22 protein-coding genes and 1 pseudogene are annotated in these 22,827 nt (G+C 68.4%); 14 read left to right on the top strand and 9 right to left on the bottom strand.

Features of this window, described 5'->3' with window-relative positions:
- Both PVZ77_RS20475 and PVZ77_RS20470 read right to left on the bottom strand, forming a co-directional pair.
- A complete protein-coding gene (locus tag PVZ77_RS20475; protein ID WP_273808986.1) occupies positions 1-1,305 on the bottom strand; it encodes an MFS transporter in 1,305 nt (434 codons plus the stop codon).
- Between the two features lie 249 nt (positions 1,306-1,554).
- On the bottom strand, positions 1,555-2,508 hold the full coding sequence (locus tag PVZ77_RS20470) for a bestrophin family protein (RefSeq protein WP_273808985.1): 954 nt from the start codon (positions 2,506-2,508) through the stop codon (positions 1,555-1,557).
- Positions 2,509-2,936: 428 nt separating this feature from the next.
- Here PVZ77_RS20470 and PVZ77_RS20465 point away from each other — a divergent pair, with 428 nt between their 5' ends.
- From PVZ77_RS20465 to PVZ77_RS20455, 3 genes are read left to right on the top strand one after another with little or no spacing between them, the layout of a single operon-like run.
- Positions 2,937-5,786, top strand: a complete 2,850-nt coding sequence (locus PVZ77_RS20465; protein WP_443218065.1) for a DUF748 domain-containing protein — start codon at positions 2,937-2,939, stop codon at positions 5,784-5,786.
- 17 nt (positions 5,787-5,803) lie between these two features.
- Positions 5,804-6,088: a DUF2845 domain-containing protein gene (locus PVZ77_RS20460; protein ID WP_273808983.1), complete on the top strand. Its 285-nt coding sequence runs from the start codon at positions 5,804-5,806 to the stop codon at positions 6,086-6,088.
- The gene (locus PVZ77_RS20455; protein WP_273808982.1) at positions 6,085-6,384 is read left to right on the top strand and encodes a DUF2845 domain-containing protein; all 300 of its coding nucleotides are present in this window, start codon (positions 6,085-6,087) and stop codon (positions 6,382-6,384) included. Before PVZ77_RS20460 ends, PVZ77_RS20455 begins: the two co-directional genes overlap by 4 nt.
- A gap of 399 nt (positions 6,385-6,783) precedes the next feature.
- On the opposite strand, the gene PVZ77_RS20450 is transcribed toward PVZ77_RS20455, so the two are convergent.
- Entirely contained in the window at positions 6,784-7,566 is a 783-nt protein-coding gene (locus PVZ77_RS20450; RefSeq protein WP_273808981.1) for an NAD(P)H-dependent oxidoreductase, read from the bottom strand.
- A gap of 87 nt (positions 7,567-7,653) precedes the next feature.
- Between PVZ77_RS20450 and PVZ77_RS20445 the strand changes: the two genes are divergently transcribed.
- Together PVZ77_RS20445 and PVZ77_RS20440 are read left to right on the top strand one after the other, a co-directional pair.
- On the top strand, positions 7,654-8,556 hold the full coding sequence (locus PVZ77_RS20445) for a LysR family transcriptional regulator (RefSeq protein ID WP_273808980.1): 903 nt from the start codon (positions 7,654-7,656) through the stop codon (positions 8,554-8,556).
- Positions 8,557-8,709: 153 nt separating this feature from the next.
- The gene (locus PVZ77_RS20440; protein ID WP_273808979.1) at positions 8,710-9,411 is read left to right on the top strand and encodes a glutathione S-transferase family protein; all 702 of its coding nucleotides are present in this window, start codon (positions 8,710-8,712) and stop codon (positions 9,409-9,411) included.
- Positions 9,412-9,537: 126 nt separating this feature from the next.
- Here PVZ77_RS20440 and PVZ77_RS20435 read toward each other — a convergent pair whose 3' ends face one another.
- Complete coding sequence (locus PVZ77_RS20435) at positions 9,538-10,047, bottom strand: nucleoside 2-deoxyribosyltransferase (protein WP_273808978.1); 510 nt, start codon at positions 10,045-10,047, stop codon at positions 9,538-9,540.
- A gap of 246 nt (positions 10,048-10,293) precedes the next feature.
- On the opposite strand from PVZ77_RS20435, the gene PVZ77_RS20430 reads away from it, so the two are divergent.
- Entirely contained in the window at positions 10,294-12,012 is a 1,719-nt protein-coding gene (locus tag PVZ77_RS20430; protein ID WP_273808977.1) for a GGDEF domain-containing protein, read from the top strand.
- Here the strand turns inward: PVZ77_RS20430 and PVZ77_RS20425 are convergent.
- Positions 12,009-13,454, bottom strand: a complete 1,446-nt coding sequence (locus tag PVZ77_RS20425; protein ID WP_273808976.1) for an aminotransferase-like domain-containing protein — start codon at positions 13,452-13,454, stop codon at positions 12,009-12,011. The two genes, PVZ77_RS20430 and PVZ77_RS20425, sit on opposite strands and share 4 nt — an antisense overlap.
- 168 nt (positions 13,455-13,622) lie before the next feature.
- Between PVZ77_RS20425 and PVZ77_RS26180 the strand changes: the two are divergent.
- Positions 13,623-13,721: pseudogene (locus PVZ77_RS26180) on the top strand (hypothetical protein); the annotation flags it as partial.
- Between the two features lie 95 nt (positions 13,722-13,816).
- Here PVZ77_RS26180 and PVZ77_RS20420 read toward each other — a convergent pair.
- A complete protein-coding gene (locus PVZ77_RS20420) occupies positions 13,817-14,863 on the bottom strand; it encodes a metal-dependent hydrolase (RefSeq protein ID WP_273808975.1) in 1,047 nt (348 codons plus the stop codon).
- Positions 14,864-14,866: 3 nt separating this feature from the next.
- Positions 14,867-15,616, bottom strand: a complete 750-nt coding sequence (locus tag PVZ77_RS20415) for an alpha/beta fold hydrolase (RefSeq protein ID WP_273808974.1) — start codon at positions 15,614-15,616, stop codon at positions 14,867-14,869.
- Between the two features lie 145 nt (positions 15,617-15,761).
- Here PVZ77_RS20415 and PVZ77_RS20410 point away from each other — a divergent pair, with 145 nt between their 5' ends.
- Positions 15,762-16,466, top strand: coding sequence for a glutathione S-transferase N-terminal domain-containing protein (locus tag PVZ77_RS20410; protein ID WP_273808973.1), 705 nt, complete (start codon positions 15,762-15,764; stop codon positions 16,464-16,466).
- Between the two features lie 80 nt (positions 16,467-16,546).
- Here the strand turns inward: PVZ77_RS20410 and PVZ77_RS20405 are convergent, their stop codons facing one another.
- Positions 16,547-16,813 carry a DksA/TraR family C4-type zinc finger protein gene (locus PVZ77_RS20405; protein WP_273808972.1) on the bottom strand — a complete coding sequence of 89 codons (267 nt, stop codon included), beginning with the start codon at positions 16,811-16,813 and terminating at the stop codon, positions 16,547-16,549.
- Between PVZ77_RS20405 and PVZ77_RS20400 the strand changes: the two genes are divergently transcribed.
- From PVZ77_RS20400 to PVZ77_RS20380, 5 genes are all read left to right on the top strand, one after another.
- Complete coding sequence (locus tag PVZ77_RS20400) at positions 16,812-17,648, top strand: CDP-diacylglycerol diphosphatase (RefSeq protein ID WP_273808971.1); 837 nt, start codon at positions 16,812-16,814, stop codon at positions 17,646-17,648. The two genes, PVZ77_RS20405 and PVZ77_RS20400, sit on opposite strands and share 2 nt — an antisense overlap.
- Positions 17,649-17,670: 22 nt before the next feature.
- Positions 17,671-17,883, top strand: coding sequence for a hypothetical protein (locus PVZ77_RS20395; RefSeq protein ID WP_273808970.1), 213 nt, complete (start codon positions 17,671-17,673; stop codon positions 17,881-17,883).
- Positions 17,884-18,119: 236 nt separating this feature from the next.
- On the top strand, positions 18,120-18,767 hold the full coding sequence (locus PVZ77_RS20390; RefSeq protein WP_133863252.1) for a TIGR04211 family SH3 domain-containing protein: 648 nt from the start codon (positions 18,120-18,122) through the stop codon (positions 18,765-18,767).
- Positions 18,768-18,882: 115 nt separating this feature from the next.
- Positions 18,883-19,470, top strand: a complete 588-nt coding sequence (locus PVZ77_RS20385; RefSeq protein WP_183633279.1) for an NUDIX domain-containing protein — start codon at positions 18,883-18,885, stop codon at positions 19,468-19,470.
- Positions 19,471-19,473: 3 nt separating this feature from the next.
- Positions 19,474-20,346: an oxygenase MpaB family protein gene (locus PVZ77_RS20380; RefSeq protein WP_273808969.1), complete on the top strand. Its 873-nt coding sequence runs from the start codon at positions 19,474-19,476 to the stop codon at positions 20,344-20,346.
- A 345-nt stretch (positions 20,347-20,691) separates the two neighbouring features.
- On the opposite strand, the gene dbpA is transcribed toward PVZ77_RS20380, so the two are convergent.
- Positions 20,692-22,065: an ATP-dependent RNA helicase DbpA gene (gene dbpA / locus PVZ77_RS20375; protein WP_273808968.1), complete on the bottom strand. Its 1,374-nt coding sequence runs from the start codon at positions 22,063-22,065 to the stop codon at positions 20,692-20,694.
- 127 nt (positions 22,066-22,192) lie between these two features.
- Here dbpA and PVZ77_RS20370 point away from each other — a divergent pair, with 127 nt between their 5' ends.
- Positions 22,193-22,825 carry a glutathione S-transferase family protein gene (locus tag PVZ77_RS20370; protein ID WP_273808967.1) on the top strand — a complete coding sequence of 211 codons (633 nt, stop codon included), beginning with the start codon at positions 22,193-22,195 and terminating at the stop codon, positions 22,823-22,825.
- Positions 22,826-22,827: the final 2 nt, after the last annotated feature.

Genomic DNA, 22,827 nt, shown 5'->3' with positions numbered 1-22,827 from the left:
TCAGCCTCCCACCACCGAACCGCTCGAACGCGCCGTGTCCCCGGCGACATGCTCGTCGCGGGTCTCCGGCATCAGCAGCAGATAGAGCACGAAGCCCACCGCGGCGATGGCCGCCAGGGTGGTGAAGGCCGCTGAGTAGCCGAAGCGGACGATGATGATCCCGGCGATGGTGGCACTGATCGCCGCGCCCAGGCCCTGGGCGGTGGCGATGGCGCCCTGGCTGACGTTGAAGCGCCCGCTGCCGCGGGTGAGGTCGGCGACGATCACCGGCATCAGGGCGCCATAGATGCCGGCCCCGATGCCGTCGAGCAGCTGCACCGCCACCAGGTAGTAGGGGCTGTCGGAAAAGGTGTAGAGCACGCCGCGGATCGCCAGCACGGCGAAGGCGAAGAGAAAGATCGGCTTGCGTCCGAAGACGTCGGCCTTGCGCCCCACCAGGATGGCTACCGGCACCATCACGCACTGGGCGGCGACGATGCAGACGGCCACCAGCGAGGTGGCGCTGTCCTTGCCGACGATATGGGTCAGCTGCTGGCCGACCGAGGTCAGCATGGCGGCATTGGCCAGGTGGAAGATCGCAGCCAGCAGCGCCAGCAGTTGCAACTTGCGATTGGCCAGCAGCGCCTGCCAGGCCGATACCGGCTTGGCATCGCGGGCGCCGACTTCGTCGCCAAGGCCCTGGGCCAGGTCATCGTCGATCTCGTCCTGGGGCACCCGGACGATGGCGACGATGGAGGCCGCCGCCAGCAGCGCCATCAGCCAGAACACCACGGTGGGGCCGAAGAAATAGGCCAGGCCACCGGCCAGCGCCGCCGAGACGGCGTTGCCGGCGTGGTTGAAGCCTTCGTTGCGACCGATGTGCCGGGTGAAGGCCTTGGGGCCGACGATGCCCAGGGTGATGGCCGCCAGCGCCGGGGCGAAGAGGGCCGCCGCGGCATGGGCCAGCGACTGGGTGGCCGCCACCACATAGAAGTTGGAGACGAAGGGCAGCAGCACGCTGCAGACGGTCACCACCAGGGCGGCGATGCCGACCATGAGGCGCTTGTGGCGGGTGCGGTCGATCAGGGCGCCGGCGGGCGTCTGGGCGATCAGCCCGGCGATGCCGGCCAGGGTCATGATGAAACCGGCGGTGGCCTCGTTCCAGCCCTCCCCCGGACCGCGCACGGCGATCAGGTAGATGGCGAGATAGGGCCCCAGGCCGTCGCGGACGTCGGCCAGGGTGAAATTCAGGGCATCCAGGGCATGGCGCGCGCGGCGAGAGGGTTCGGCGCTGGCCCCGGCGGTCGAGGAACGGGTTTCGGACATGAGCGGGCATCCGTAGCGAGATATAGGTCGCGGGACGCAGGCCCCACGGCACCTCTCGCCCCGGCCCGCCAGCGACCCAGGGAATGACCGCCGGGTCCCAGCCAACCACCGCTGCCAGGGGAGATTGCAAAATGTGACCGGAGCGAAGCGGCGCTAGTGCCGTATCCTCAGCAAAGAAATGCCTCTGGCGCGGGACTTTCCGCACGTTTTCCAGCCTGGTGACCCGCCGCCCCTGGGGAACGCCGCCGGTCAGGCCACCCGTCGGCTCGGCGCGACTTCGACCTCGGGCTGGGCCAGGGCCACCGCGCTGCCCTCTTCGCTGCGTGGCCGCAGCATCGACAGCAGGTTGGCCTCGATGGTGGCGCACAGCTTGTCCATGGTGATCTGGTGCTGGCTGTCGGCGAAGGGCGCCTGCAGATCGCTGCCGATGCGCTCCAGCGCCAGCAGCATGAAGCCGACCACGGTCGACACCAACGGGGTGAACCAGCCGAGGGTCGAGACCAGGCCCAGCGGCATGGCGATGCAGAACAGGAAGCTGAACAGCTGCGGAAAGCAGACGTAGGGATAGGGCAAGGGGGTGTTGGCGATGCGCTCCATGCCACCCTGCCAGTTGGACATGTCCACCAGGGTCTCTTCCAGCCGCGCCAGGCGGATGCTGTCCAGCCGGCCCTGGCGGTATTCGCTGGCGATCAGCTCGGCGGTGCCGGCGAGGATGTCGTTGGCGAAGTTGAGGCTGCCGTCGGCCAGCGCCAGCTCGTGGCGGGCCAGATAGGGCGCCGCCGCCGCGGCCGGGTCCTGGCGCTTGAGCTGGGCGCGCAGGGCGTGCAGATAGCCCATGTGCCGACGCAGCAGCACCGCCTTGACCCGGTTCTGCGCCTTGCCCTGGTCGTCGATCAGGGTCAGCACCTGGCGACCGAAGCTGCGCGAGCTGTTGACCATGGCGCCCCACAGGGTACGGGCCTCCCACCAGCGGGCATAGGCGCTGCTGTTGCGAAAGCTGATCAGCACCACCAGCGCCGAGCACAGCAGGGTCAGGGGCGTGAGCGGCAGGTCGAAGCGCTCGTCGACGAACAGCATGGCGTCCACCGTGACCGCCACGTCCCACAGCAGCAGACCGAACAGCGACCAGCCGACATAGCTGAAGGTGGTGCGCAGGAACTGGATCTTCTTCTGGATGGAACGGAGCTGGATCGGACTGGACATCTGCTACTCCCGGCGACGCGGATTCTCGATTCACGGTTGCCGCTGCCGTCCTGTCGTCACGCCACGAGCCGCTCAGCCCGTCGCCGCCCCCTCCCTGAGAATGCAACCTGTTCGCGAGACTAGTCGGCGGTCCTTAAGTCAAACTTAATCCGGGGCGACGGATGGATCATGGCAAAGTGCCGTGGTAGAGCCTTCGGCAAAGGCCTCGACGCCTCTACCAGAAGCCTTCCCGTCCACCTGACCACTGATCGGTCGTGCGCCCGCTCCGCTCGTCCGGGTTGGCGAAAATGTGATCGATCCTGCTGCCGATCCTGTAGTCGTGTCCCTGACGACTCGCCTAGCCAGCAGTGCTTTTGGGACGGCCAGCGCCCTCGTTGGCGAAGGTGCCGTGCCATAATCCGGGCACCTTCGCCGTCCTAGATGCCTGCATGCCCAGAATTGTGAAAGCGAGCCTCGTGCTGCTCGTGCTCTTGGCCCTCTACAGTCTGCTCGGATTCCTGGCCGGACCGCGCCTCGCCCTGCACTACCTCAACCAGACGCTGGCCGAGCGCCTCACCCAGCCCGCCAGCCTGCAGGCCCTGAGCTTCAATCCCTTCACCCTGCAGTTGCACGCCGAAAAGCTGCTGATCGGTCCGGCGGAGCACCCCGTGGTGGCTGCCGAAGGCTTCTCGGCCGATGTGCAGTGGGACAGCCTCTGGCGACGGACCCTGCACCTGACCGAAGTGCGCCTCGACCAGCCCCAGGTCGATCTGCGCATCGCCAAGGGTGGCCAGGTCAATCTGGCCAAGCTCTGGCGCAGCGACCCCACCACCGCCTCGCCGACACCGGCGGATGCGGAGCCGGGCCAGCCCTTCCCGGTGCACATCGAGCGCATTGCCCTGGTCGGTGGCCGCCTGCATTTCCTCGATGCCCAGGGCGCCCAGCCGGTGGAGGCCACCTTCACCCCCCTGGATGCCACCCTGCAGGATTTTCGCACCCGTAGCGGCGACACCCCGGGCCAACTGGCAATGACCGCCACCACCGCCCAGGGCGGCCAACTCACCTGGAAGGGCAGCCTGGATCTCCTGCCGCTGCGCAGCGAAGGCGACCTGACCCTCAAGGGCGTCAGCCTCACACCCTGGTGGCCCTATGTGCGCAACCAGTTGCCGCTGGCGCTGGGCAAGGGACGCCTGGAAGCCAGTGCCCACTACCGCCTGGACCTGAGCAAGACCCTGCAACTGCAACTCAGCCAGGGCCGCCTGGCGCTGGACGACGTCGCCGTGCAGGCGGTGGATGCCGAACCCAAGGCCAGCTTCAAGCGCCTGGCCGCCGAGGGTATCGGTCTGGATCTGCAAAAGCGCGAAGTCAGCATCGCCCGCCTGCGCGGCAACGGCCTGGATGCCTGGGGCAATCGCGAGCAGGACGGCACGCTCGACTGGCAGAAGCTCTTCCCCACCAGCGATGCCCCCAGCAGTGGTCCGGCCTGGCGCGTGAAGCTCGACGACGCCGAGCTCAGCGACAACCAGCTGCACCTGGTGGACCGCGTGCCCCAGGAGCCGGCCAGTCTCTATTTCAGCGGCCTGGACCTGGCGCTCAAGGGCTTCGATACCGCCAGCGGCAAGCCCTTTGGCCTGGAGCTCAAGACCACCCTGGGCGATCGCGGCCGCATCACCGCCAGCGGCCAGCTGGCGCTGGCGCCCCTGCAGGGCAGCTTCGACGTCGGCATCGACGAACTCAACCTGCGCCAGGCCCAGCCCTATCTCAGCCCCTATGTGCGCCTGGAGATCCGCAGCGGCCAGCTGGCCAGCCACCTCAAGGTGGCCCTGGCCCCGGGCGAACCCCTGGGCCTTACCGTCAGCGGCGCGGCCCAGGTCACCCAGGTGCATGTGCTCGACACCCTGCACCAGCAGGATTTCATGCGCTGGCAGCGGCTGGACGTGCAGGGCATCGCCTTCGAACTGGGCAAGCGGCTGGTGATCGACAGGATCGACCTGGAAAAGCCCTATGGCACCCTGGTGATCAACGAAGACCTGAGCAACAACTTCAGCGCCCTGCTGGTGCCCCAGCCGAAAACCGCGTCGAAGGACAGCTCGCCACCGCTGCAGATCCGCATCGGCGGCGTGAGCATCAAGGACGGCAGCGCCGACTTCGCCGACAACAGCCTGAAGCCCGGCTTCGCCACCAACATCCAGTCGCTGGAAGGCGGCATCGGCACCCTGGACACCGCCGCCTCCAAGCCGGCCGACATCCACCTCGCCGGCAAGGTCGATCGCTTCGCCCCGGTGGAGATCAAGGGCCGCCTCGACCCTCTCGATCCCTTGCAGCAGCTGGACGTGACCGCCTACTTCCGCCAGGTCGAACTCACCACCCTGTCGCCCTACACCGGCAAGTTCGCCGGCTACGCGGTGCGCAAGGGGCGACTCGACCTGGACCTGCAATACCGCATCGACGACGGCAAGCTGCAGGCGCAGAACCACGTGGTGCTCGACCAGCTGGAACTGGGCGAGCGGGTGGACAGCAAGGACGCCGTGGACCTGCCGGTGCGCCTGGCCGTGGCCCTGCTCAAGGACAGCCACGGTCGCATCGACCTGCGCCTGCCGGTGGCGGGCAATCTCGCCGATCCCAACTTCAGCGTCATGCCGGTGGTCTGGCAGACCCTGCGCAATGTGCTCAGCCGCGCCGTCCAGGCGCCCTTCCGCATGCTGGCGGGACTGGTCGGCGGGCACGAGGCGGATCTCAGCGCCATCGACTTCGCCGCCGGCAGCACCACGCTCTCGACCCAGGCCCGCGGCGAGCTGGACAAGCTGGCCGCGGCCCTGCGCCAGCGCCCGCAGCTGACGGTGGAGGTCAGGGGACACGCCGGCGCCGCCAGCGATGGTCGCGCCCTGGCCGCCAGCCAGCTGGAAAAGGACTTCCAGACCCAGTACTTCAACCTGCTGCAGCGTCGCGGCGACAAGGTCCCGGCCGATCCCAGCCAGCTCCAGGTGCCCGATGCCATGCGCGCGCCCCTGCTGGAAGGCCTGTACCGCCTGCGACTGCAGGCGCAACCCCCGCAGGAATGGGATAGTCTTGACGATGCCACCCGCACGGCGCGCCTGCGCCAGGCGGTGCTCGAAGCCTGGAGCGGCAACGACGGCCTCCTGCGCAGCCTGGCCCAGCAGCGCGCGGGTGCCATCAAGACCTATCTGGTGGACACGGCGAAACTGGATGCCCAGCGGGTCTATCTGCTGGACGTCAGCACTCAAGCCCAATCCGGTAAATCGCCCACGGCCGCGCAGTTGCAGCTCGGGGTGCTCTGACCGGTCAGGAGACCCCCATGCGTTGCCTGCTCGCCGCCCTCACCCTGCTGGTCGCCACCAGCGCCGCCGCCGATTCCATGAGGTGCGGCAACGCCCTGGTCAGCCGGGGCGATCGCGCCTTCGAAGTGCTGCAGAAATGCGGCGAACCCGCCCACCGCGACCTGGTGGGCTACGAACTGGGCCGCAACGAACGCCGTGAGGCGGTGATCGAGGAATGGGTCTACGGCCCGAAGAACGGCGCCAACTACATCCTCACCTTCGAAGCCAACCGCCTCACTCGCATCGAGTTCCAGCGCCAATGAATCAGCGCGTACTGCTGTTGCTGCTCCTGCTCGCCACCGGCACCAGCCAGGCCGCGTCGCTGCGTTGCGGCAGCGCCCTGGTCTCGACCGGCTCCACCACCCACGAGGTTCGCGGCAAGTGCGGCGATCCGCTGACCGTCACACCCCTGGGCGAACGCCAGGTCACCGACGGCTACGGCTATCGCCAGGTGGAATTCGTCGAGGAATGGGCCTACGGTCCCTGGAACGGCATGCTGTATTTCCTCACCTTTCGCGGCGGCCGCCTGGACCAGGTGGACAGCAAGAGAGCCAATTGAAATCGCTCGTGCCCGGCTTGCCCGGGCCTCGCTCCCGCCGTTGGCCGAAGCCTGGCTTGCGTAGGTCGGGTTGAGCGCCAGCGAAGCCCGACATTGCCCGCCGCCCAGTCCCGCCTGTTGGGCTTCGCTACGCTCAGCACCAACCTACGGCGCGGGGCACGGTTTTCGTAGGTTGGGTTGAGCGCCAGCGAAGCCCAACATTGCCCAAGGCCCAACCCCGCTGTCGGGCTTCGCTACGCTCAGCACCAACCTACGGCGCGGGGCACGGTTTTCGTAGGTTGGGTTGAGCGCCAGCGAAGCCCAACATTGCCCAAGGCCCAACCCCGCTGTTGGGCTTCGCTACGCGCAGCGCCAACCTCGGCATGAGCTCGAGCCATGGAAGCCAGGCCGCGCCAGCCCTCACGCCTCTCGCCGATGAATCCCCAGATCTGTCCGCCCCGGCGCCAGTTCGGGCTTCAGGGTCAGAGCCGGAATCTCGTAATCCCCGCCATTCTGCCGCCGGAACGCCAGGGGCATGTCCGTGGCCAGTCCATCCAGCCGCGCCCCATAGGCCTGGCACAGTCGCTCGAAGCCGGCGGCGTCCACCTTGCTCGTGCGATAGACCGGGAACGGCGGTAGCACGCTGAAACCGGGATAGAAGAGGATGCCGTGCTGGATGGGAAAGAGGATGTCATCCAGCGCGCCATTGATGCCGCGCTCGCTGTAATGCGACGCCCAACCGCCACAGGTCACCACCAGCATGGCGCGCTTGCCGGCCAGGGTGCCTTCGCCATAACGGTCACCCCAGTGAGTGTCGCTGTGCTCGCCGACGCCATAGGCGAAGCCGCAGGCATAGACGCGTTCCACCCAGCCCTTGAGGATGGCCGGCAAGGAAAACCACCACAGCGGGAATTGCAGGATCAGCACATCGGCCCACAGCAACTTGGCCTGCTCGGCGGCGATATCCGCCGGTTGCTGGCCGGCGGCATAGGCCTGCCGGGAATCCAGGACCGCATCGAAGCGCGCCCCAGGCGCCAGGTGCGGCGCGTCCGCCGCATCCAGGGTGGCCTTCCAGTGCAGGGCATAGAGATCGGAGACCTGGACCTCATGGCCGGCCGCCTGCAGATGGGCCACGGCGAAGTCGCGCAGCGCACCGTTGAGCGATCGGGGTTCGGGATGGGCGTAGACCAGCAGGACCTTCATTGCACGTACCTCTCGAATGAAAGGTGGCCAGGCTAGGTGACGGCAGAGCTATGCTGGAAATGAATTACTGAAACAGTAGCCATTGCCATGCACAATAGCTTGCGCCGCCTCGATCTCAATCTGCTGGTGACTCTCGACGCCCTGCTGGTGGAACTCAACGTCACCCGCGCCGCGCGCCGCCTGAATCTGGCGCAGCCCACCGTCAGCCTGCAGCTGGGCCGGCTGCGCCACCTGCTGGACGATCCCCTCCTGCTACCCGGGCCGCGCGGCATGCGACCCACGGCGCGCGCTACTGCGCTGCGTGAGCCCTTGCGCCAGGCGCTGGCCGCCCTGGACGAGGCCCTGGCACCGGCCGCCCCCTTCGAACCGGCTCGCGCCGAGCGAACCTGGCGCATCGCCGCCAGCGACCACAGTGCCACCACCCTGCTCACCCCGCTGCTGGCTGACCTGCGCCAGCAGGCGCCCGGTATCCGCCTGGCGCTGCTGGACAAGACGCCGGCGTTGCTCGCCGAACAACTGGAGGGGGATCGCCTGGACCTGGCGCTGGACGTGGCCGATACCGCCGCAGCGGGTCTGCGCCAGCGCCTGCTGTTCACCGAACACTATCTGCTGGCGGGCCGGCGCGGCCATCCGGCGCTGCAGCAACCCGTGTCCCTGGAAACCTTCTGCCAACTGGATCAGGCGCTGGTCTCGCCGAGCGGTGGCGGCTTCGCCAGCGTCACTGACCGGTTGCTGGCGGAACAGGGCCGCGAACGGCGGGTGGTGCTGTCGGTGCCCCACTTCGCTACCCTGGCCAGTGCCCTGCTGGTCAGCGATCTGGTGGCCCTGCTGCCCGCCCAGATCGCGCTGAACCATCCCGGCCTCCAGGTCCAGCCGCCACCCCTGGCCATCCCGGGCTTCGACATGCTGCTGCTCTGGCCCGAACGCCTGCACCGCGATCCAGCCCACGCCTGGCTGCGCGAACGGATCGTCGCCAGCCTCATGAGCTGAACGCCGGCCTGACCAATCGACTCTCTGCATGGAGGGCATACAGCGGCTTGGCTGTTCGCCCCTGCCCTGGCCCGGCATCCTTGGTCACCTCGTACGAACGCGGCACGACTGGCCGCAGTCGCATGCTTCGTCACCGTCCCTTCCGGAGCCTCCATGGCCAAGCTACGCCTCTTCACCTCGCCGTCCGCCTTTCCCAACCCGCAACGGCTGCGGCTGTTCATCCATGAAAAGGGCATCGCCGATCAATTCGAGGAGGTCATCCTGAAGATGGCGCCCGAAGGCGAGCAACGCCAGTGGCAGCACCTCAAGCGCAATCCCTGGGGCGAGACCCCGACCCTGGAATTCGCCGAGGGTGGTTACCTGGCCGAGAGCGCGGCCATCGCCCGCTATCTGGACAACAGCTATCCCGGACGCAAGGTAATGGGCGAGACGCCGCTGGAACAGGGCCAGGACGCCATGTGGAACGACCGCATCTTCGTCCATGTGCTCTATCGCATCGTGACCATGTTCCATGTGCAGCACGAAGGCCTCGGCCACAAGCTGGAGCTGACCCACAATCCGCAATGGGGCGAACATTGCCGCAAGGAAGCACTGATGCACGCGGCGCTGGTGGATCGGCACCTGGCCGATGGGCGCGAGTGGCTGCTGGGCGGCGCGGCGCCGACCTTCGCCGACATCACCCTGTGCACCGCCATCGCCTTCTCCAAGTTCCCCACCAACCAGACGCCGCTGGACGAGCGCTTCGAGCACCTGGCGGCCTTCTGGGCGCGCTGGCAACAGCGCGACAGCTTCCGCGCGGCCTATGCCGATGGCCACAGCGGACTGGACGAACTGGCGGCCCTGGCGCGCGGCTGACCCCGCCCCCCTTCCCGGGTCAAGGCCCCGTAGCGTGGAAAACGGCGCAGCCTTTTCCACCGTCCTGGCCAACCACCCCTTCTCCCCTTGGGAGAGGGCCGGGGTGAGGGTCGCACGCCCACCTCGCTAGCCCAGCCGTTCGCGCAATACCGCCAGGGCCACCTCCGGCCCACCGACGACGATGCTGGCAGGTACCGCCAGCATCAGGTTCAGCGGCAGGCCGAATTCCTCCAGCGTCCAGCCGTCCTTATCCAGCAGCCCCGCCCCTACCCACTCGGGATGGCGCGCGCGAATCCGTTCAGCCAGGCTGCCCGTCTCCGGCACATAGCCCACCACCGGCTTGCCCAGGGCCACCGCGTAGCCCACCTCGAAGCAGGTGCCGCTGTCAGGCTCGGCGCCGCGAAAGAAGTCCAGGCTGGCCAGGACGCCATTCGCCTGCTCGATCAGCGCCAGATTCGCCCGATAGATCCAGGCCGCCTGCTCGCGTGGCTCGGTCAGCGCCGGGGGAACGGCGTTGTCCAGCGGAAACAGGCCCGTGCAGCCGTGCCGGGCGCACAGCGCCTTGAGCGCCTCGCCCTGGGCGACGGCATCGGGCCGGAAGACCTCGGGACCAGCAAGATAGATACGGGGTGGCATGGCAGGACCTCGCGAAAGTGGCCAGTGTAGAGGGTGGGCAATACCCCGTCTGCCTGACAAGGTTTCGTGGCCGCCCTGCCGCTCGTGCTACAGGCATGACCGTTTGCGCAATAACCAAACTGCCCGGCCCCGGCTGTATACGTTTTGAAAGCTAGACCTTTTAACATCGGCGCACCTTGAGAGCCTGAATCCACCGCTGTCTGGAATCGGCTCGCCTCCTGGGCATGTTCGCTTCGGTGTCGCCTGATGTCTGGCCGTTTTCTGCTGACCACTCACCTCAATCGACTAATTAATGCCTTGCTGGTGGTGACCTCGCTCGCCACCGCCTGCGGCATGGCCCTGCTCGTCCAGCAGGCCCACGAGAATTCGGCGAGCATGGGCCTGACCCGTGACCAGTTGCCGGTCTACGAAGAGGCGCTGCGGCTAGTGGAAGCCGTCTCCGCCGAGCGTGGCCCGACCAATGCCCTGCTCGGCGGTCGCGGCGGCGATAGCCATGAGCAGGCGCGCGCCCGGGCCCTGAGCGATCAGCGCTTCGCCCGGCTGCAGGCACTGTTGCAGGGCTGCCGGCAATGCAGCGTGACCGCCGAGCAGGCGGCAAACGGCTATCAAGCGCTGCTGCAGGCCCGCGCCCGGGTCGACCAGCGCCTCCGGGCGACGCCGGACGATCCCGAGCCCCAGGATATCGCCACCGTGGTCCAGGGCATGTTTGGCGCCCTGGACAGCAACTTCATCACCGCCGACCTTACCCTGCACGACCTCATCCAGCGCAGCCCGGCCGTGGCCATCTACCTGGTCAATGCCAAGCTCGCCGCCCGCCTGCGCGATACCGCCGGACGCCTGGGCTCGCTGCTGACCCCGGCGCTGCAGGCACAGCGCCTGCCCAGTGGAGCGGAACAGGTCCAGTTGCTGCAGACCCAGGGCCGCATCAACCAGCTGATGGATCTCCTGCGCAGCAACCTCAATCTGGCGCCCGGTCGCCCCGAGCCTGACCGCTTCGTGCAGGTGCAGGAGCGCTACCTGGGCGAAGGCCTGGACTGGTACCACCAGACCCTCGCCGCCCTGGCGACCGGCACGGCGCCCAGCGCGGCCAGTTTCGCCCAGGGCTATGTCCCGACCATGGTCAGCATCCTGGAGTTGCGCGACGAGATGCTGAGCCTGGCCCACGAGGAAGCCGACGTCCTGGCACGCGAAGCCCAGCTGCGGCTGTGGCTGACCATCGCCGCGGCGGTGGGCATCCTGCTGGCGCTGGGTACCGGCCTGCTGTTGCTCAAGCAGCGCCTGCTGACGCCGCTGCTGGCCAATACCCAGCGGCTGCTGAGCCTCAGCCGGCGCGCCCGACCGCTCGGGACGGTGGCCGAAAACGACCCGCGCAGCCTGTTCGCCGCCTTCGCTCAGTTGGAAGACGAATGGCTGCAGGCCGACCGGTTGCGAGAGGAGCGTGATGCCCTGATCGCCGAACTGGGCATTCGCGCGGAGACCGACTACCTGACCGGCCTGGCCAATCGCCGCGCCTTCGAACGCGAGCTGGCGCAGGGGGTGACCCGCACCACCGGACAGCTGGCGGCGATCGCCTTCGATATCGATCACTTCAAGCGCATCAACGACACCTACGGGCACGCCGCCGGCGATCTGCTGCTGCAGCAGCTGGCGCAGCGCTGCCGCGAGCTGCTGCGTCCCGGTGATCGCATCGCCCGGATCGGTGGCGAGGAATTCGCCGTGCTCGCCGATGTGGCCCAGCCGGCCGACGCCCTGGCGCTCGCCGAGCGCCTGCGCTGCGGCATCGCCGAGGCGCCCTTCGCCGTCGGCCCGACCGAGGCGCTGCCGGTCACCGCCAGCTTCGGCGTGGCGGTGACGCCGCGGCTGGCGGAAGGGGCCCCGGTCCGCCTGCTGGCCCAGGCCGACGCCGCCCTCTACCGGGCCAAGCATCGCGGGCGCAACTGCAGCGAGATCGCCGAACTCGGCTAGACCGGCAGCGCCAGCGACCGCGGCAGCGCTTCGTCGAGCAGCCGGCACGCGGCCTCGCCGACGCGCCGCACGCCCTCCTCGATCCCCGGACGCTGGGCCTGGGCATAGTTCAGGCGCAGGCAGTTACGGTACTTGCCCGAGGCGGAAAAGATGCTGCCGCAGGCGATCTGCACGCTCTGGGCGAGCAGTTCGCGATTGAGTCGATGGCTGTCGCAGGCCTCGGGCAACTCGACCCACAGCAGGAAGCTGCCCTGGGGCTGGCTGACCCGGGTACCGGAGGGAAAGTAGCGCTGCACCCAGGCACTCATCAGGTCGCGATTGCGCTGGTACTGGGCGCGCATGCGGCGGACGTGCACGGTGTAGTGGCCGGCGGCGATGAATTCGGCGATGGCCAGTTGCGGCTGGGGGGCGGTGCAGCCGGTGCCTATGTACTTCAGGTGCAGGATGCGCTCGGCATAGCGCCCGGGCGCCACCCAGCCAACCCTGAGCCCGGGGGCCAGGGTCTTGGAAAAGGAGCTGCAGAGCACCACCCGGTCGTCTTCGTCGAAGGCCTTGAGCGCCCGCGCCCGCGGATAGCCATAGAGCAGATCGCCATAGACATCGTCTTCGATCACCGCCAGGTCGTGCTTGCGCGCCAGGGCCACCAGCTGGCGCTTGCTGGCCTCGGGCATGCAGTAGCCCAGGGGATTGTTGCAGCTGGGGGTGAGCTGGATGGCGCGCACCGGCCATTGCTCCAGGGCCAGTTCCAGCGCCGGCAGGCTGATGCCGGTACGCGGATCGGTGGGGATCTCCAGCGCCTTGAGGCCCTGGCCCTTGAGGGTCTGCATCACCCCGTGGAAGGTCGGCGAATCCACCGCGACGATGTCACCCTCCTGGCAGGTGGCGCGCAAGGCCGTGGCCAGGGCCTCGTGGGCACCGCTGGTGATGACGATGTCATCGGCGGTGAGCACGCAGCCGGCATCCAGTTGCAGCCGCGCCACCTGTTCGCGCAGCGCCGCCACGCCCTGGATGCTGTCGTAGGACAGCCCGGCATTGCCCGGTCGCCGCGCCAGCCGCGCCATGCCGGCCAGCAGCGGCGCCAGGGTCGGCGCCTCGGTATCCGGCAGGCCGCGGCCGAGTTGCACCCGTACCGAATCCGGGGTGCTGGTCATCAGCTCCCGTACCGGCTCCCAGCCGGAGACCTCCACCGGCCAGCGCGCCGGCCGGGTCACCCGCGGCAACTCGATGACGCGTCTTTCCAGGCGGACGAAGTAGCCGGACTTGGGCCGTGGCTCCACCAGGCCACGGTCCTCCAGCAGTCGATAGGCCTGCTGCACCGTGGCCAGACTGACCCCGTGCTCCTGGGCCAGGGCGCGCACCGACGGCAGGCGTTCGCCCGGTCGATAGAGGCCCTGCTCGATACGGCGGCCAAGGGCATCGGCCAACAGCTGATAGCGATTCATGCCCGGACTATAGCGGGCTAGACAGGAAACGCGCGCCATACAGATGGCCACGCCGTGCACCATACAGCTGAGTGCTGTAAGGCCGCTGTATGGCGGACAACCCACCGGCCTGGATCTGCCCCTGAGGCTGCTGGCGGCGGAGCATGGAGACAGCCCAGGAGAGACGCCATGTCCAGAGATCCCAGCCTTCATGATCAGACCCGCGCCAGCGGCTGCTGGCTGCTGTTCCGACGCCAGCTGACCACCCGCCGCAGCCTGCCGGACCTTACCGACCGGGAACTGGCCGATATCGGTCTGGATCGCCATACCGCCCTGCGCGAGGCCCGGCGCCCCTGGTGGCGACTGCTGCTGGAGGCCTGGCGTCAGTCCGGCAGGCGCGACAGCCGCGCCGCCCAGTCCGCCACCGGTGCCGGCGACTCCGGATGCCAGAGTCTGCGCCAGACCACCGCCAGCTGTTCGCGACCGCCGCGCTCGCGCGGCCACAGCGAGGGTTCGGCGACCAGTCGCCAACCGCTGGCCTCCCGCTGAGCCAAGACGAAGCGGAAACTGTGGTAGCCAGTGGCGCCCAGGCGCAGATCGGTCACCACCAGGTCGTCGCCCAGGCGGTCGTAGCGCAGCCAGTCGTCGGTGAACCAGCGCAGCCGCTGTTCGGCCGGCGAGTCGGCGAGGATCGGCGCCAGTTCGCCACCCCGTGGCAGTGGGACCAGGACGGGTGGGCGGTCGTCGAACAGCCCTACCCAGGTCTCCCGGTAGCGCTCGGGTCCGTCATCCACCATGACCCGCCAGAGCAGGCTGGTGAAGGGTAGCGGGGCGCTGAACAGGCGGGCATCCGCCTGCCCCTGGGCCGCCAGCGCCTGGCGTACATGGCGCTCGGCGGAATACTTGGCCACCAGGGTCCAGCCCAGGTAGGTCGTGGACAGTAGCAAGGCTGCGACGGCCAGCCGAGGGGTCCTGCCCAGGGGGCCAACCACCAGGCCAGCGAGTACCGCCACCAGCAACGGCAGGGTATAGAGCGGATCGATGATGAAGACGCTGGACCAGGCTATCGGGGTGGTCGGCAGCGGCCAGAACAACTGGGTGCCATAGGTGGTGAAGGCATCCAGCAAGGGATGGGTGACCAGCACCAGCCAGAGCGTCAGGAACAGGCGTCCCGGGCCGTATCCAGGATTGCGCCAGCGGCCGCAGATCCAGGTCAGCAGCAGGGCCAGTCCGGTCAGCACGAACAGCGAATGGCTGAAGCCACGGTGGTAGGTCATCGCCTTGACCGCATCGCCGTAGTCGATGACCACGTCGAGATCCGGCAGGGTGGCCAGGGCCGCGCCATAGAGGATGGCGCGCCGACCCTGCCAGCGACCCAGCAGTGCGGTCTGGACGGTGGCGCCAAGCACGGCCTGGGTCAGCGAATCCACCGGTCAGAGCTCCCGGGCGAAGTCGAGCATCAGCCGCGCCAGCGCCTGGGGCGTCTGCAGCGGCATCAGGTGGCCGGCACCGGGAATGACCTCCAGGCGGCTGTTGGGGAAGGCCGCCAGGGTGGTGCGGCGCTGTTCGTCCGGACCCGGCACCTGCTGGTCATCCGCGCCGCAGACCAGCAGCACCGGATAGTCCAGGGTGTCGATCCGATCGCTCCAGTCCTCGCGACTGCCATGATCGACCCAGGCGCGCCAGGCCTGCAGATTCAGCCGCTGGGCATCGGCGATCACCACCTCGCGGATGGCATCGGGCAGCCGATGGGCACTGGATTCGTCGACGAAGGCCTCGGCCTCCGCCCGGCTCTTGCCATAGGCGCGCTGGGCATCGCGATCCGCCTCGCTCATGGGCTGCGGCCCGGGCGGCGAAGGCGCCACCAGGATCAGCCCGACCAGATACTCCGGTCGCCGCGCCGCCAGCACCACGGCCACCTTGCCGGTCATCGAATGGCCGACCAGGATGCAGCGTTCCAGGCCCAGAGCGCGGATGCTGGCATCCACCTGGTCGGCCATCTCGGCCACGCTGTAGCCCGCGACCTCGGCGGCATCGCCGAAGCCCGGCGTATTAAGCGCCACGCAGCGATGTTCGCCATCCAGGTAGGGGGCGGTGGGAAACCAGGTGCGGTGGGAGCCGCCGAGAAAGTGCATGAGCACGAAGGTGGGCGAACCGCTGCCCTGCTGACTGTGGGGAAGCATGGGAAATCCTCGGTGCGGGGCTGAAGGCGGGTACGTCTCAGATGGAGAGGTAGGCATCGCGCTAAGTTCCGCTTCGCTGCAGGCCTGGCAACCCGGCCCGCGCTGGCCGGTCTCACCCAGAGCCGCCCCCTTTCCGGAGTCCACCATGGCCGATCTGTCACGCTTTCCCATCACCCACCGCTGGCCCGCCCGGCATCCCGAGCGCCTGCAACTCTATTCGCTGCCCACGCCCAATGGTGTCAAGGTCGCCATCCTCCTGGAAGAGCTCGGCCTGCCCTACGAGGTGCACCGCATCGACTTCGGCCAGGACGACCAGCACACCGCGGAATTCCTCTCCCTGAGCCCCAACAACAAGATCCCCGCCCTCCTCGACCCCGACGGTCCTGGTGGCGAACCCCTGGGGTTGTTCGAGTCCGGCGCCATCCTGCTCTACCTCGCGGAAAAGACCGGGCGCCTGCTGCCCGAGGAGCCGGCGCGGCGCTACCAGGCCATCCAGTGGCTGATGTTCCAGATGGGCGGCATCGGCCCCATGTTCGGCCAGCTCGGCTTCTTCACCAAATTCGCCGGCAAGGACATCGAAGACAAGCGCCCCCGCGACCGCTACGTGAACGAAGCCCGGCGCCTGCTCGGCGTGCTGGAGGGCCAGCTCCGCGGCCGCGCCTGGATCCTGGGCGAGGACTACAGCCTAGTCGACATCGCCACCTTCCCCTGGATCCGCGCCCTGCTGGAGGTCTACCAGGTGGCCGACCTGATCGGCTTCCAGGACTTCTTCGAGGTCCGTCGCGCCCTCGACGCCTTCCTCGCCCGCCCGGCGGTGCAACGCGGCCTGCAGATCCCGGCAGCGCCCTGATGGCGGCCGACGTTGGGCTGCGGCTACGCCAGTGGCTGGAAACCGGCCCGGCGTCCACGCGGCTGAAGGCCGCCCCGGCCCTAGCGCAACTGACTGTCCTTGCTCGCCCGCCGGTTGTAGCCGCCGGCGCGCTGGTCTTCGGCGTCCTGCTCGGACTGGCAGCGGATGCACAGGCGTACGCCCGGCACCGCCTGGCGGCGCGCCTCGGGGATGGCGTCGCCGCACTCTTCGCAGTGAGTGAGGCTCGCGCCTCGGTGCAGACGGCTGCGGGCGCGTTGCACCGCATCGTCCACCGTGCTGTCGATCTGTTCCTGAACCGCGCCGTCTCCGGCCCACCCATTGGCCATGGCTGATCTCCCGCTGCATTGCCCTGATAGCCATTGGAAGTGCAGTTCGCGCAGTTGTTCGCCGCCGCCCGGCATCCGCTCGTCGTGGCGGCGCCTGCTGTGGCTACTGGTGCTGGGCGTGGGGCTGACGGGCTGTGCCAGCCGCGACCTGCTGCGCCAGGTCACGACCGGGCTCTGCGTGCCGAATGCCCGGCTTACCGGTCTGGCCACCCCCTGTCGCCAAGTGGTCAAGGAGCCCGGCTTCGCCGTGCTGCGCGCGCCGGGTGAGCGGCAGCATTTCATCCTGGTACCCCTGCGGCCCCTTCGTGGTCTGGAGAGTCCGGCGCTCTGGCAGCCCAGCCAACCCAACTGGTTCGGTCTGGCCTGGCGCCAGCGCTGGTACCTGAGCGCCTGGGGCCGGGCGCCGGTGGCGGATGAGCGGATCGCCCTCGCGCTCAATGCCCCCAGCGGGCGCAGCCAGGATCAGCTGCATGTGCATCTGGCCTGCCTGCGGCCCGAACTACGCGAGTTGCTGTGGCAGCTGGCGCCCGGGCTGGACGCCCATTGGCGCGCCTTGCCGGTAGCCCTGGCAGGCAGTCGCTATCAGGCGCGGCGGCTGAGCGAAGCCCAGTTGCTGGCCGCGGATTTCTTCCAGGCCCTGGCCAGCCAGCCGCCCTACCCATTGCCGGACCCACGCCTGTCACTGGCGGTGGTCGCGCTGCCGAGCCGGGACGCCAGTCGCCAGTTCCTGCTGCTGGCCGGCCGCGCGGGCAGCCAGCCGGGCGACCAGGGTTCGGCCGAGCGGCTGCTGGCGGCGGACTGCCAGGGAACGACCGGGGTCCCGGCGACTCAATAGCGCCAGCGCGCCAGGAGGCCCCATGCCGCAGGAATTCCAAGAACTCTTCGACTTCATCGATCAGCTGCTCGCCTGGTCCGACTTCTATCTCAAGTCCGGCCTGTTGCTCTGCGGGGTGGGCATGGTGGCTGGCGCAATCGCCTGGAAACGCTGGTGGGGCAAGGCGTTGGCTTTTGGCTGCGCCGGCCTTGGCGCACTCGCGGCCCTGAGTCTGGATCTGTTGCAGCGTCTCTGAAGCGCCGCCGGCAAGATCCTGAATGGCCTGGCCGCTTTCTCCCGCCGCCGCATGGCGGCAAGATGACACTGGCCGTCGCTTTCCACCGCCAAAGCTTGAACTGCTTCACCGTCTCGAACAGAGGGCGCTACGGGTTGGCGGATAGAGCGCGGCAGCTTGCTAGGGTACTGCCCCACAATAATCCGGCTTGTTCACCACGGCCTTCATCTTTTCAGCTCATGCATAAAGACCCGATCATGCCCATGTCCCCATCTCGCCTGCTGTCCCGCCTACCGCATCTCGGCCTCTGCCTGGCCGCCTCCCTCGCTTCCCTGGCCGGCACCGCCGTGGCCCAGGAAGGCACCGCCCGCTGGGTCAGCGACAGCCTGACCACCTATGTCCGCAGTGGTCCCACCGATGGCTATCGCATCGTCGGCACCCTCAAGTCCGGGCAGAAGGTCGAGCTGATCAGCACCCAGGGCGACTACAGCCAGGTGCGCGGCGAAGGCGGCAGCACCGTCTGGATCCCCAATGCCGACCTGCAGGCCAAGCCCGGCCAGGCCGAGCGCCTGCCGCAGCTGGAACAGCAGGTGGCCGAGTTGAGCGGCCAGCTCAAGACCATCGACGACAGCTGGAAGAATCGCGTCCAGGGCATGCAGGAGACCCTGGATTCGCGCAAGAAGCAGATCGACGAGCTGGAGAGCCGCCGCAAGGACCTCGACGCCCAGCTCACCCAGGCCCAGTCGGAACTGCGCAGTACCCAGGCCAAGCTCGGCAACGAGAACAAGCAGGCGCTGATGCAGTACATGGTCTACGGCGGCAGTATCGCCGGCGCCGGCCTGCTGGCCGGCCTGATCCTGCCGTCCATGACGCGGGGTCGCAAGAAGAACGACCGCTGGTTCTAGACGTCGGCTACCAGCCGGCCTCACGGTGGGGTGGAACCCGGGGTCGCGTCGCGTGCCTTAAAAAGGCACCGCTTCTGCTACCGTGGCCCGACGCCTCCCGTCCAGACGAGCCCCCATGCCCGATACCCCGCGCGTTCGCATCCAGCAGGTCGAGACCCTTTCCGCCGACTGGGGCCTGCTGAAGAAGACCACCTTCGACTACCTGCGCCGCGACGGCAGCTGGCAACGCCAGACCCGCGAGACCTACGATCGCGGCAATGGCGCCACCATCCTGCTGTATGACCGCGAGCGGCGCACCGTCCTGCTGATCCGCCAGTTCCGCCTGCCGACCCTGGGCAACGGCCTGGACGACGGCCTGCTGGTGGAGACCCCCGCCGGCCTGCTCGACGCGGCCGCTCCCGAAGCGCGCATCAAGGCCGAGGTCGAGGAAGAGACCGGCTATCGCCTGGACAACGTCCAGCACCTGTTCGACGCCTTCATGAGTCCCGGCTCGGTGACCGAGTTGCTGCACTTCTTCGCCGGTGAATACCGCGCCGACCAGCGCATCGCCGACGGCGGTGGACTGCACGAGGAAGGTGAGGACATCGAGCTGCTGGAACTGCCCTTCGACGAGGCCCTGGCCATGGCCCGTGACGGTCGGCTGCTGGATGGCAAGACCATCATGCTGTTGCAGTACGCCGCCCTCTACCTGCTGCCGCGCTAGCCCATGGAACTGATCCGCAACCGTATCGAGCGGCAGGTGATGAGCCTCACCGGACTGGCCCTGGGCGAGGTCGACTACGAGCAGCCGCCGGGCGATCCCGGGCTGTTCGGGCCTGGCAGCGTGCCCTGGCGGGTGCACAGCGACTTCACCTGCATGCTGATCGGCGGCATCGCCGCCCTGCTCATGCAGACCCTGCACCCGCTGGCCCTGGCCGGGGTCTGGGACCATTCGAAATTCCGCGAAGACATGCTCGGCCGCCTGAGACGCACCGGTCAGTTCATCGCCGCCACCACCTTCGGCAGCCGCGGCGATGCCGAGCGACTGATCGCCCGGGTCAAGGCCATCCACCGGCACATCCAGGGCCAGGCCGCCGACGGCCGCCCCTACAGCGCCGAAGACCCGGCGCTGCTGACCTGGGTCCATGTGGCCGAGGTCAGTCACTTCCTGGCAGCCTATCTGCGCTATTTCGATCCCCGGCTGCCAGGGGCCGAACAGGATCGCTACTACGCCGAGATCGCCCTGGTCGCCGAACGCCTGGGCGCGACGGATGTGCCCCGTTCGCGGGCAGAGATAGCCGCCTACTACCAGGCGATCCGTCCCCAGCTGGTGTGCGACGAACGCAGCCGCGAGGTCTGCCGGGTATTGCTGCAGGCGCCCGCGCCCAGCGCCCTGACCAAGCCCTTCGGAGCCCTGATGATGCGGGCCGGCATCGACCTGCTGCCCGACTGGGCCAGCGCGGAGCTGGGTTTCCACCAGGGTCCGCTGCAACGGCAGCTGATTCGCACCGGTATCGGCGCCACCGCCCCGGTGCTGCGCTGGGCGGTACGCAACGGCTCCTCGCATCGCGCCAGACGGCGGATGGGCGTCAAGACGTAGCCTACGCTTTATTGCGACCAAGCACCGTTGGGCTTCGCTGCGCTCAACCCAACCTACGCCCCAGGTCGAGACCGTAGGTTGGGTTGAGACGGCTCCACCGTCGAAGCCCAACAGCCGGAGGTACGTCGAGGCATTCGGACGACCCCCTCTCCCCTTGGGAGAGGGTCGGGGTGAGGGCGCGCCTCGCGACGCAGTCCCAGGGGAAAAGGCTGCGCCGTTTTCCACGCTACGGCGCTACCGCTCACCTGAGACAGGCCTATCGCTTATCGCGGCCATGGGCCGCGATAAGGCGAATACCGTCAGGAGCGGGTCGACAGGGCCACAATGGCCGTAGCCAAATCCGCCCTACAGCATCCGCACCTTGATCGACCGGCCCTTGATCTTGCCCTCGCTCAGCCGTTGCAGCGCCTGGCGGGCGATGTCTCTTTCCACGGCGACGAAGGCCTGGTTGTCGAACAGGGTGATCTTGCCGATCTTGGCACCGGGCAGACCGGCGTCGCCGGTCAGGGCGCCGAGGATGTCGCCGGGGCGCAGCTTGTCCTTCTTGCCGGCTGCCAGGGCCAGGGTGTGCATGGTCGGCACCAGCGGCTCCGGGGTGTCGCGCAGGGCGCCGAGCGGCTGCCAATCCAGCGGCGAACCCTGCTGCACCTCGATGGCCTGGGCGCGGCTGGCCTCGGCCGGGGCCACCAGCGACAGCGCCAGGCCCTGCTCACCCGCCCGCCCGCTGCGGCCGATGCGGTGCACGTGCACCGCCGGATCGCGGGACAGCTCCACGTTGATCACCGCTTCCAGGCCGGCGACGTCGATGCCGCGGGCCGCCACGTCGGTGGCCACCAGCACGCAGAGACTGCGGTTGGCGAACATCGCCAGCACCTGATCCCGTTCGCGCTGCTCCAGATCGCCATGCAGGGCGGCCGCGGAGATGCGCTGGGCATGCAGCGCCTCGACCACCTCCTGGCACTGCTGGCGGGTCTGGCAGAAGGCCACGGCGCTGGCCGGGCGATGGTGGCGGAGCAGGCGCACCACGGCGGCGAGGCGATCCTGGGCGGCGATCTCGTAGAAGCGCTGACGGATCTGGGTCTCGCTGTGCTGACTCTCGACGCTGATGCGCAGCGGCGCGCGCAGATAGTCCTGGGCCAGGCGCTCGATGCCTTCCGGATAGGTCGCCGAGAACAGCAGCGTCTGCCGCCGCGCCGGCGTCTGGCTGAGGATGTCGGCGATGGCCTCGATGAAGCCCATGTCGAGCATGCGATCGGCTTCGTCGAGCACCGCGACATTGAGCCCGTCCAGCACCAGGGTGCCCTTGCGCAGGTGCTCCTGTACCCGCCCTGGGGTACCGACGATCACCTGGGCGCCATGCTCCAGGGAGGCGATCTGCGGACCCAGCGGCATGCCGCCGCAGAGGGTCAGGATCTTCAGGTTGGGCGTGGTGCGCGCCAGGCGACGCAGTTCGCGAGCCACCTGATCCGCCAGTTCGCGGGTCGGACAGAGGACCAGGGCCTGACAGCCGAAATAGCGCGGATTGAGCCCCGTCAGCAAGCCGATGCCAAAGGCCGCCGTCTTGCCCGAACCGGTCTTGGCCTGGGCGATGAGATCCTGGCCCTTGAGGATGATGGGCAGGCTGGCCGCCTGGATGGGCGTCATGCTCAGGTAGCCGAGTTCGGCCAGATTGGCCTGCATGGCCTCGGCCAGTGGCAGGGAAGCGAAGGATGAGGGCACGGGAGTCCTGTGAAACGGCTGGTAAAGGTTTACCAGTTTAGCAGAAGGGTACCCAGGCTCCTGTGAATGGACGCTGGATGAGGGGCTACCTATGCTAAGGGGTACGACAACTCAAGGAAGCTTCACCATGTTCGACCGGCCTGTGCTCTATACCCACCCCATGTCGCGCGGCCGCATCGTGCGCTGGCTGCTGGAGGAGCTCGGACAACCCTACGAGGTGCAGCGGGTCGACTACGGGCCGGCGATGAAATCCCCGGCCTATCGCGCCATCAATCCCATGGGCAAGGTGCCGGCGCTGCGCCATGGCGCCGCCGTGGTGACCGAGACCGCCGCCATCTGCGCCTATCTCGCCGATGCCTTTCCCGCCGCGGGGCTCGCGCCGCCGCTGAGCGATCCGGCGCGCGGTGCCTACTACCGCTGGCTGTTCTTTGCCGCCGGTCCGCTGGAAGCCGCCACCACCAACCAGGCGCTGGGCGTCGTCCTGCCCGAAGACCCGCGAAAGCGCAGCGCGGTGGGCTATGGCAGCCTTGCCGAGGTGCTCGATACCCTCGACGCCGCCCTGGCCCCGGGTGAATTCCTGGTGGACGATCGGTTCACCGCCGCCGACGTCTATGTCGGCGCCCACCTCGCCTGGGGCATGGCCTTTGGCACCGTCGAGAAGCGTCCGCACTTCGAGCGCTATGTCGCCGGGCTGGTAAGCCGCCCGGCCGCGGTACGCGCCCGCGAACTCGACGACGCCGAGCTCGCCACGCTCAACTAGTG

It is taken from the genome of Pseudomonas sp. SHLD1 (genome assembly GCF_028640935.1).
In the GTDB taxonomy this organism is placed as follows: Bacteria; Pseudomonadota; Gammaproteobacteria; order Pseudomonadales; family Pseudomonadaceae; genus Chryseomonas; species Chryseomonas aestiva.
Note: the sequence above shows the minus strand (reverse complement) of the source record. Positions and strands in the feature narration are given on the sequence as shown.

Coding starts and splice junctions, on each gene's coding strand:
- PVZ77_RS20475 (WP_273808986.1), bottom strand. CDS start 1,305: ATGTCCGAAACCCGTTCCTCGACCGCCGGGGCCAGCGCCGAACCCTCT.
- PVZ77_RS20470 (WP_273808985.1), bottom strand. CDS start 2,508: ATGTCCAGTCCGATCCAGCTCCGTTCCATCCAGAAGAAGATCCAGTTC.
- PVZ77_RS20465 (WP_443218065.1), top strand. CDS start 2,937: ATGCCCAGAATTGTGAAAGCGAGCCTCGTGCTGCTCGTGCTCTTGGCC.
- PVZ77_RS20460 (WP_273808983.1), top strand. CDS start 5,804: ATGCGTTGCCTGCTCGCCGCCCTCACCCTGCTGGTCGCCACCAGCGCC.
- PVZ77_RS20455 (WP_273808982.1), top strand. CDS start 6,085: ATGAATCAGCGCGTACTGCTGTTGCTGCTCCTGCTCGCCACCGGCACC.
- PVZ77_RS20450 (WP_273808981.1), bottom strand. CDS start 7,566: ATGAAGGTCCTGCTGGTCTACGCCCATCCCGAACCCCGATCGCTCAAC.
- PVZ77_RS20445 (WP_273808980.1), top strand. CDS start 7,654: ATGCACAATAGCTTGCGCCGCCTCGATCTCAATCTGCTGGTGACTCTC.
- PVZ77_RS20440 (WP_273808979.1), top strand. CDS start 8,710: ATGGCCAAGCTACGCCTCTTCACCTCGCCGTCCGCCTTTCCCAACCCG.
- PVZ77_RS20435 (WP_273808978.1), bottom strand. CDS start 10,047: ATGCCACCCCGTATCTATCTTGCTGGTCCCGAGGTCTTCCGGCCCGAT.
- PVZ77_RS20430 (WP_273808977.1), top strand. CDS start 10,294: ATGTCTGGCCGTTTTCTGCTGACCACTCACCTCAATCGACTAATTAAT.
- PVZ77_RS20425 (WP_273808976.1), bottom strand. CDS start 13,454: ATGAATCGCTATCAGCTGTTGGCCGATGCCCTTGGCCGCCGTATCGAG.
- PVZ77_RS20415 (WP_273808974.1), bottom strand. CDS start 15,616: ATGCTTCCCCACAGTCAGCAGGGCAGCGGTTCGCCCACCTTCGTGCTC.
- PVZ77_RS20410 (WP_273808973.1), top strand. CDS start 15,762: ATGGCCGATCTGTCACGCTTTCCCATCACCCACCGCTGGCCCGCCCGG.
- PVZ77_RS20400 (WP_273808971.1), top strand. CDS start 16,812: ATGGCTGATCTCCCGCTGCATTGCCCTGATAGCCATTGGAAGTGCAGT.
- PVZ77_RS20405 (WP_273808972.1), bottom strand. CDS start 16,813: ATGGCCAATGGGTGGGCCGGAGACGGCGCGGTTCAGGAACAGATCGAC.
- PVZ77_RS20395 (WP_273808970.1), top strand. CDS start 17,671: ATGCCGCAGGAATTCCAAGAACTCTTCGACTTCATCGATCAGCTGCTC.
- PVZ77_RS20390 (WP_133863252.1), top strand. CDS start 18,120: ATGCCCATGTCCCCATCTCGCCTGCTGTCCCGCCTACCGCATCTCGGC.
- PVZ77_RS20385 (WP_183633279.1), top strand. CDS start 18,883: ATGCCCGATACCCCGCGCGTTCGCATCCAGCAGGTCGAGACCCTTTCC.
- PVZ77_RS20380 (WP_273808969.1), top strand. CDS start 19,474: ATGGAACTGATCCGCAACCGTATCGAGCGGCAGGTGATGAGCCTCACC.
- PVZ77_RS20370 (WP_273808967.1), top strand. CDS start 22,193: ATGTTCGACCGGCCTGTGCTCTATACCCACCCCATGTCGCGCGGCCGC.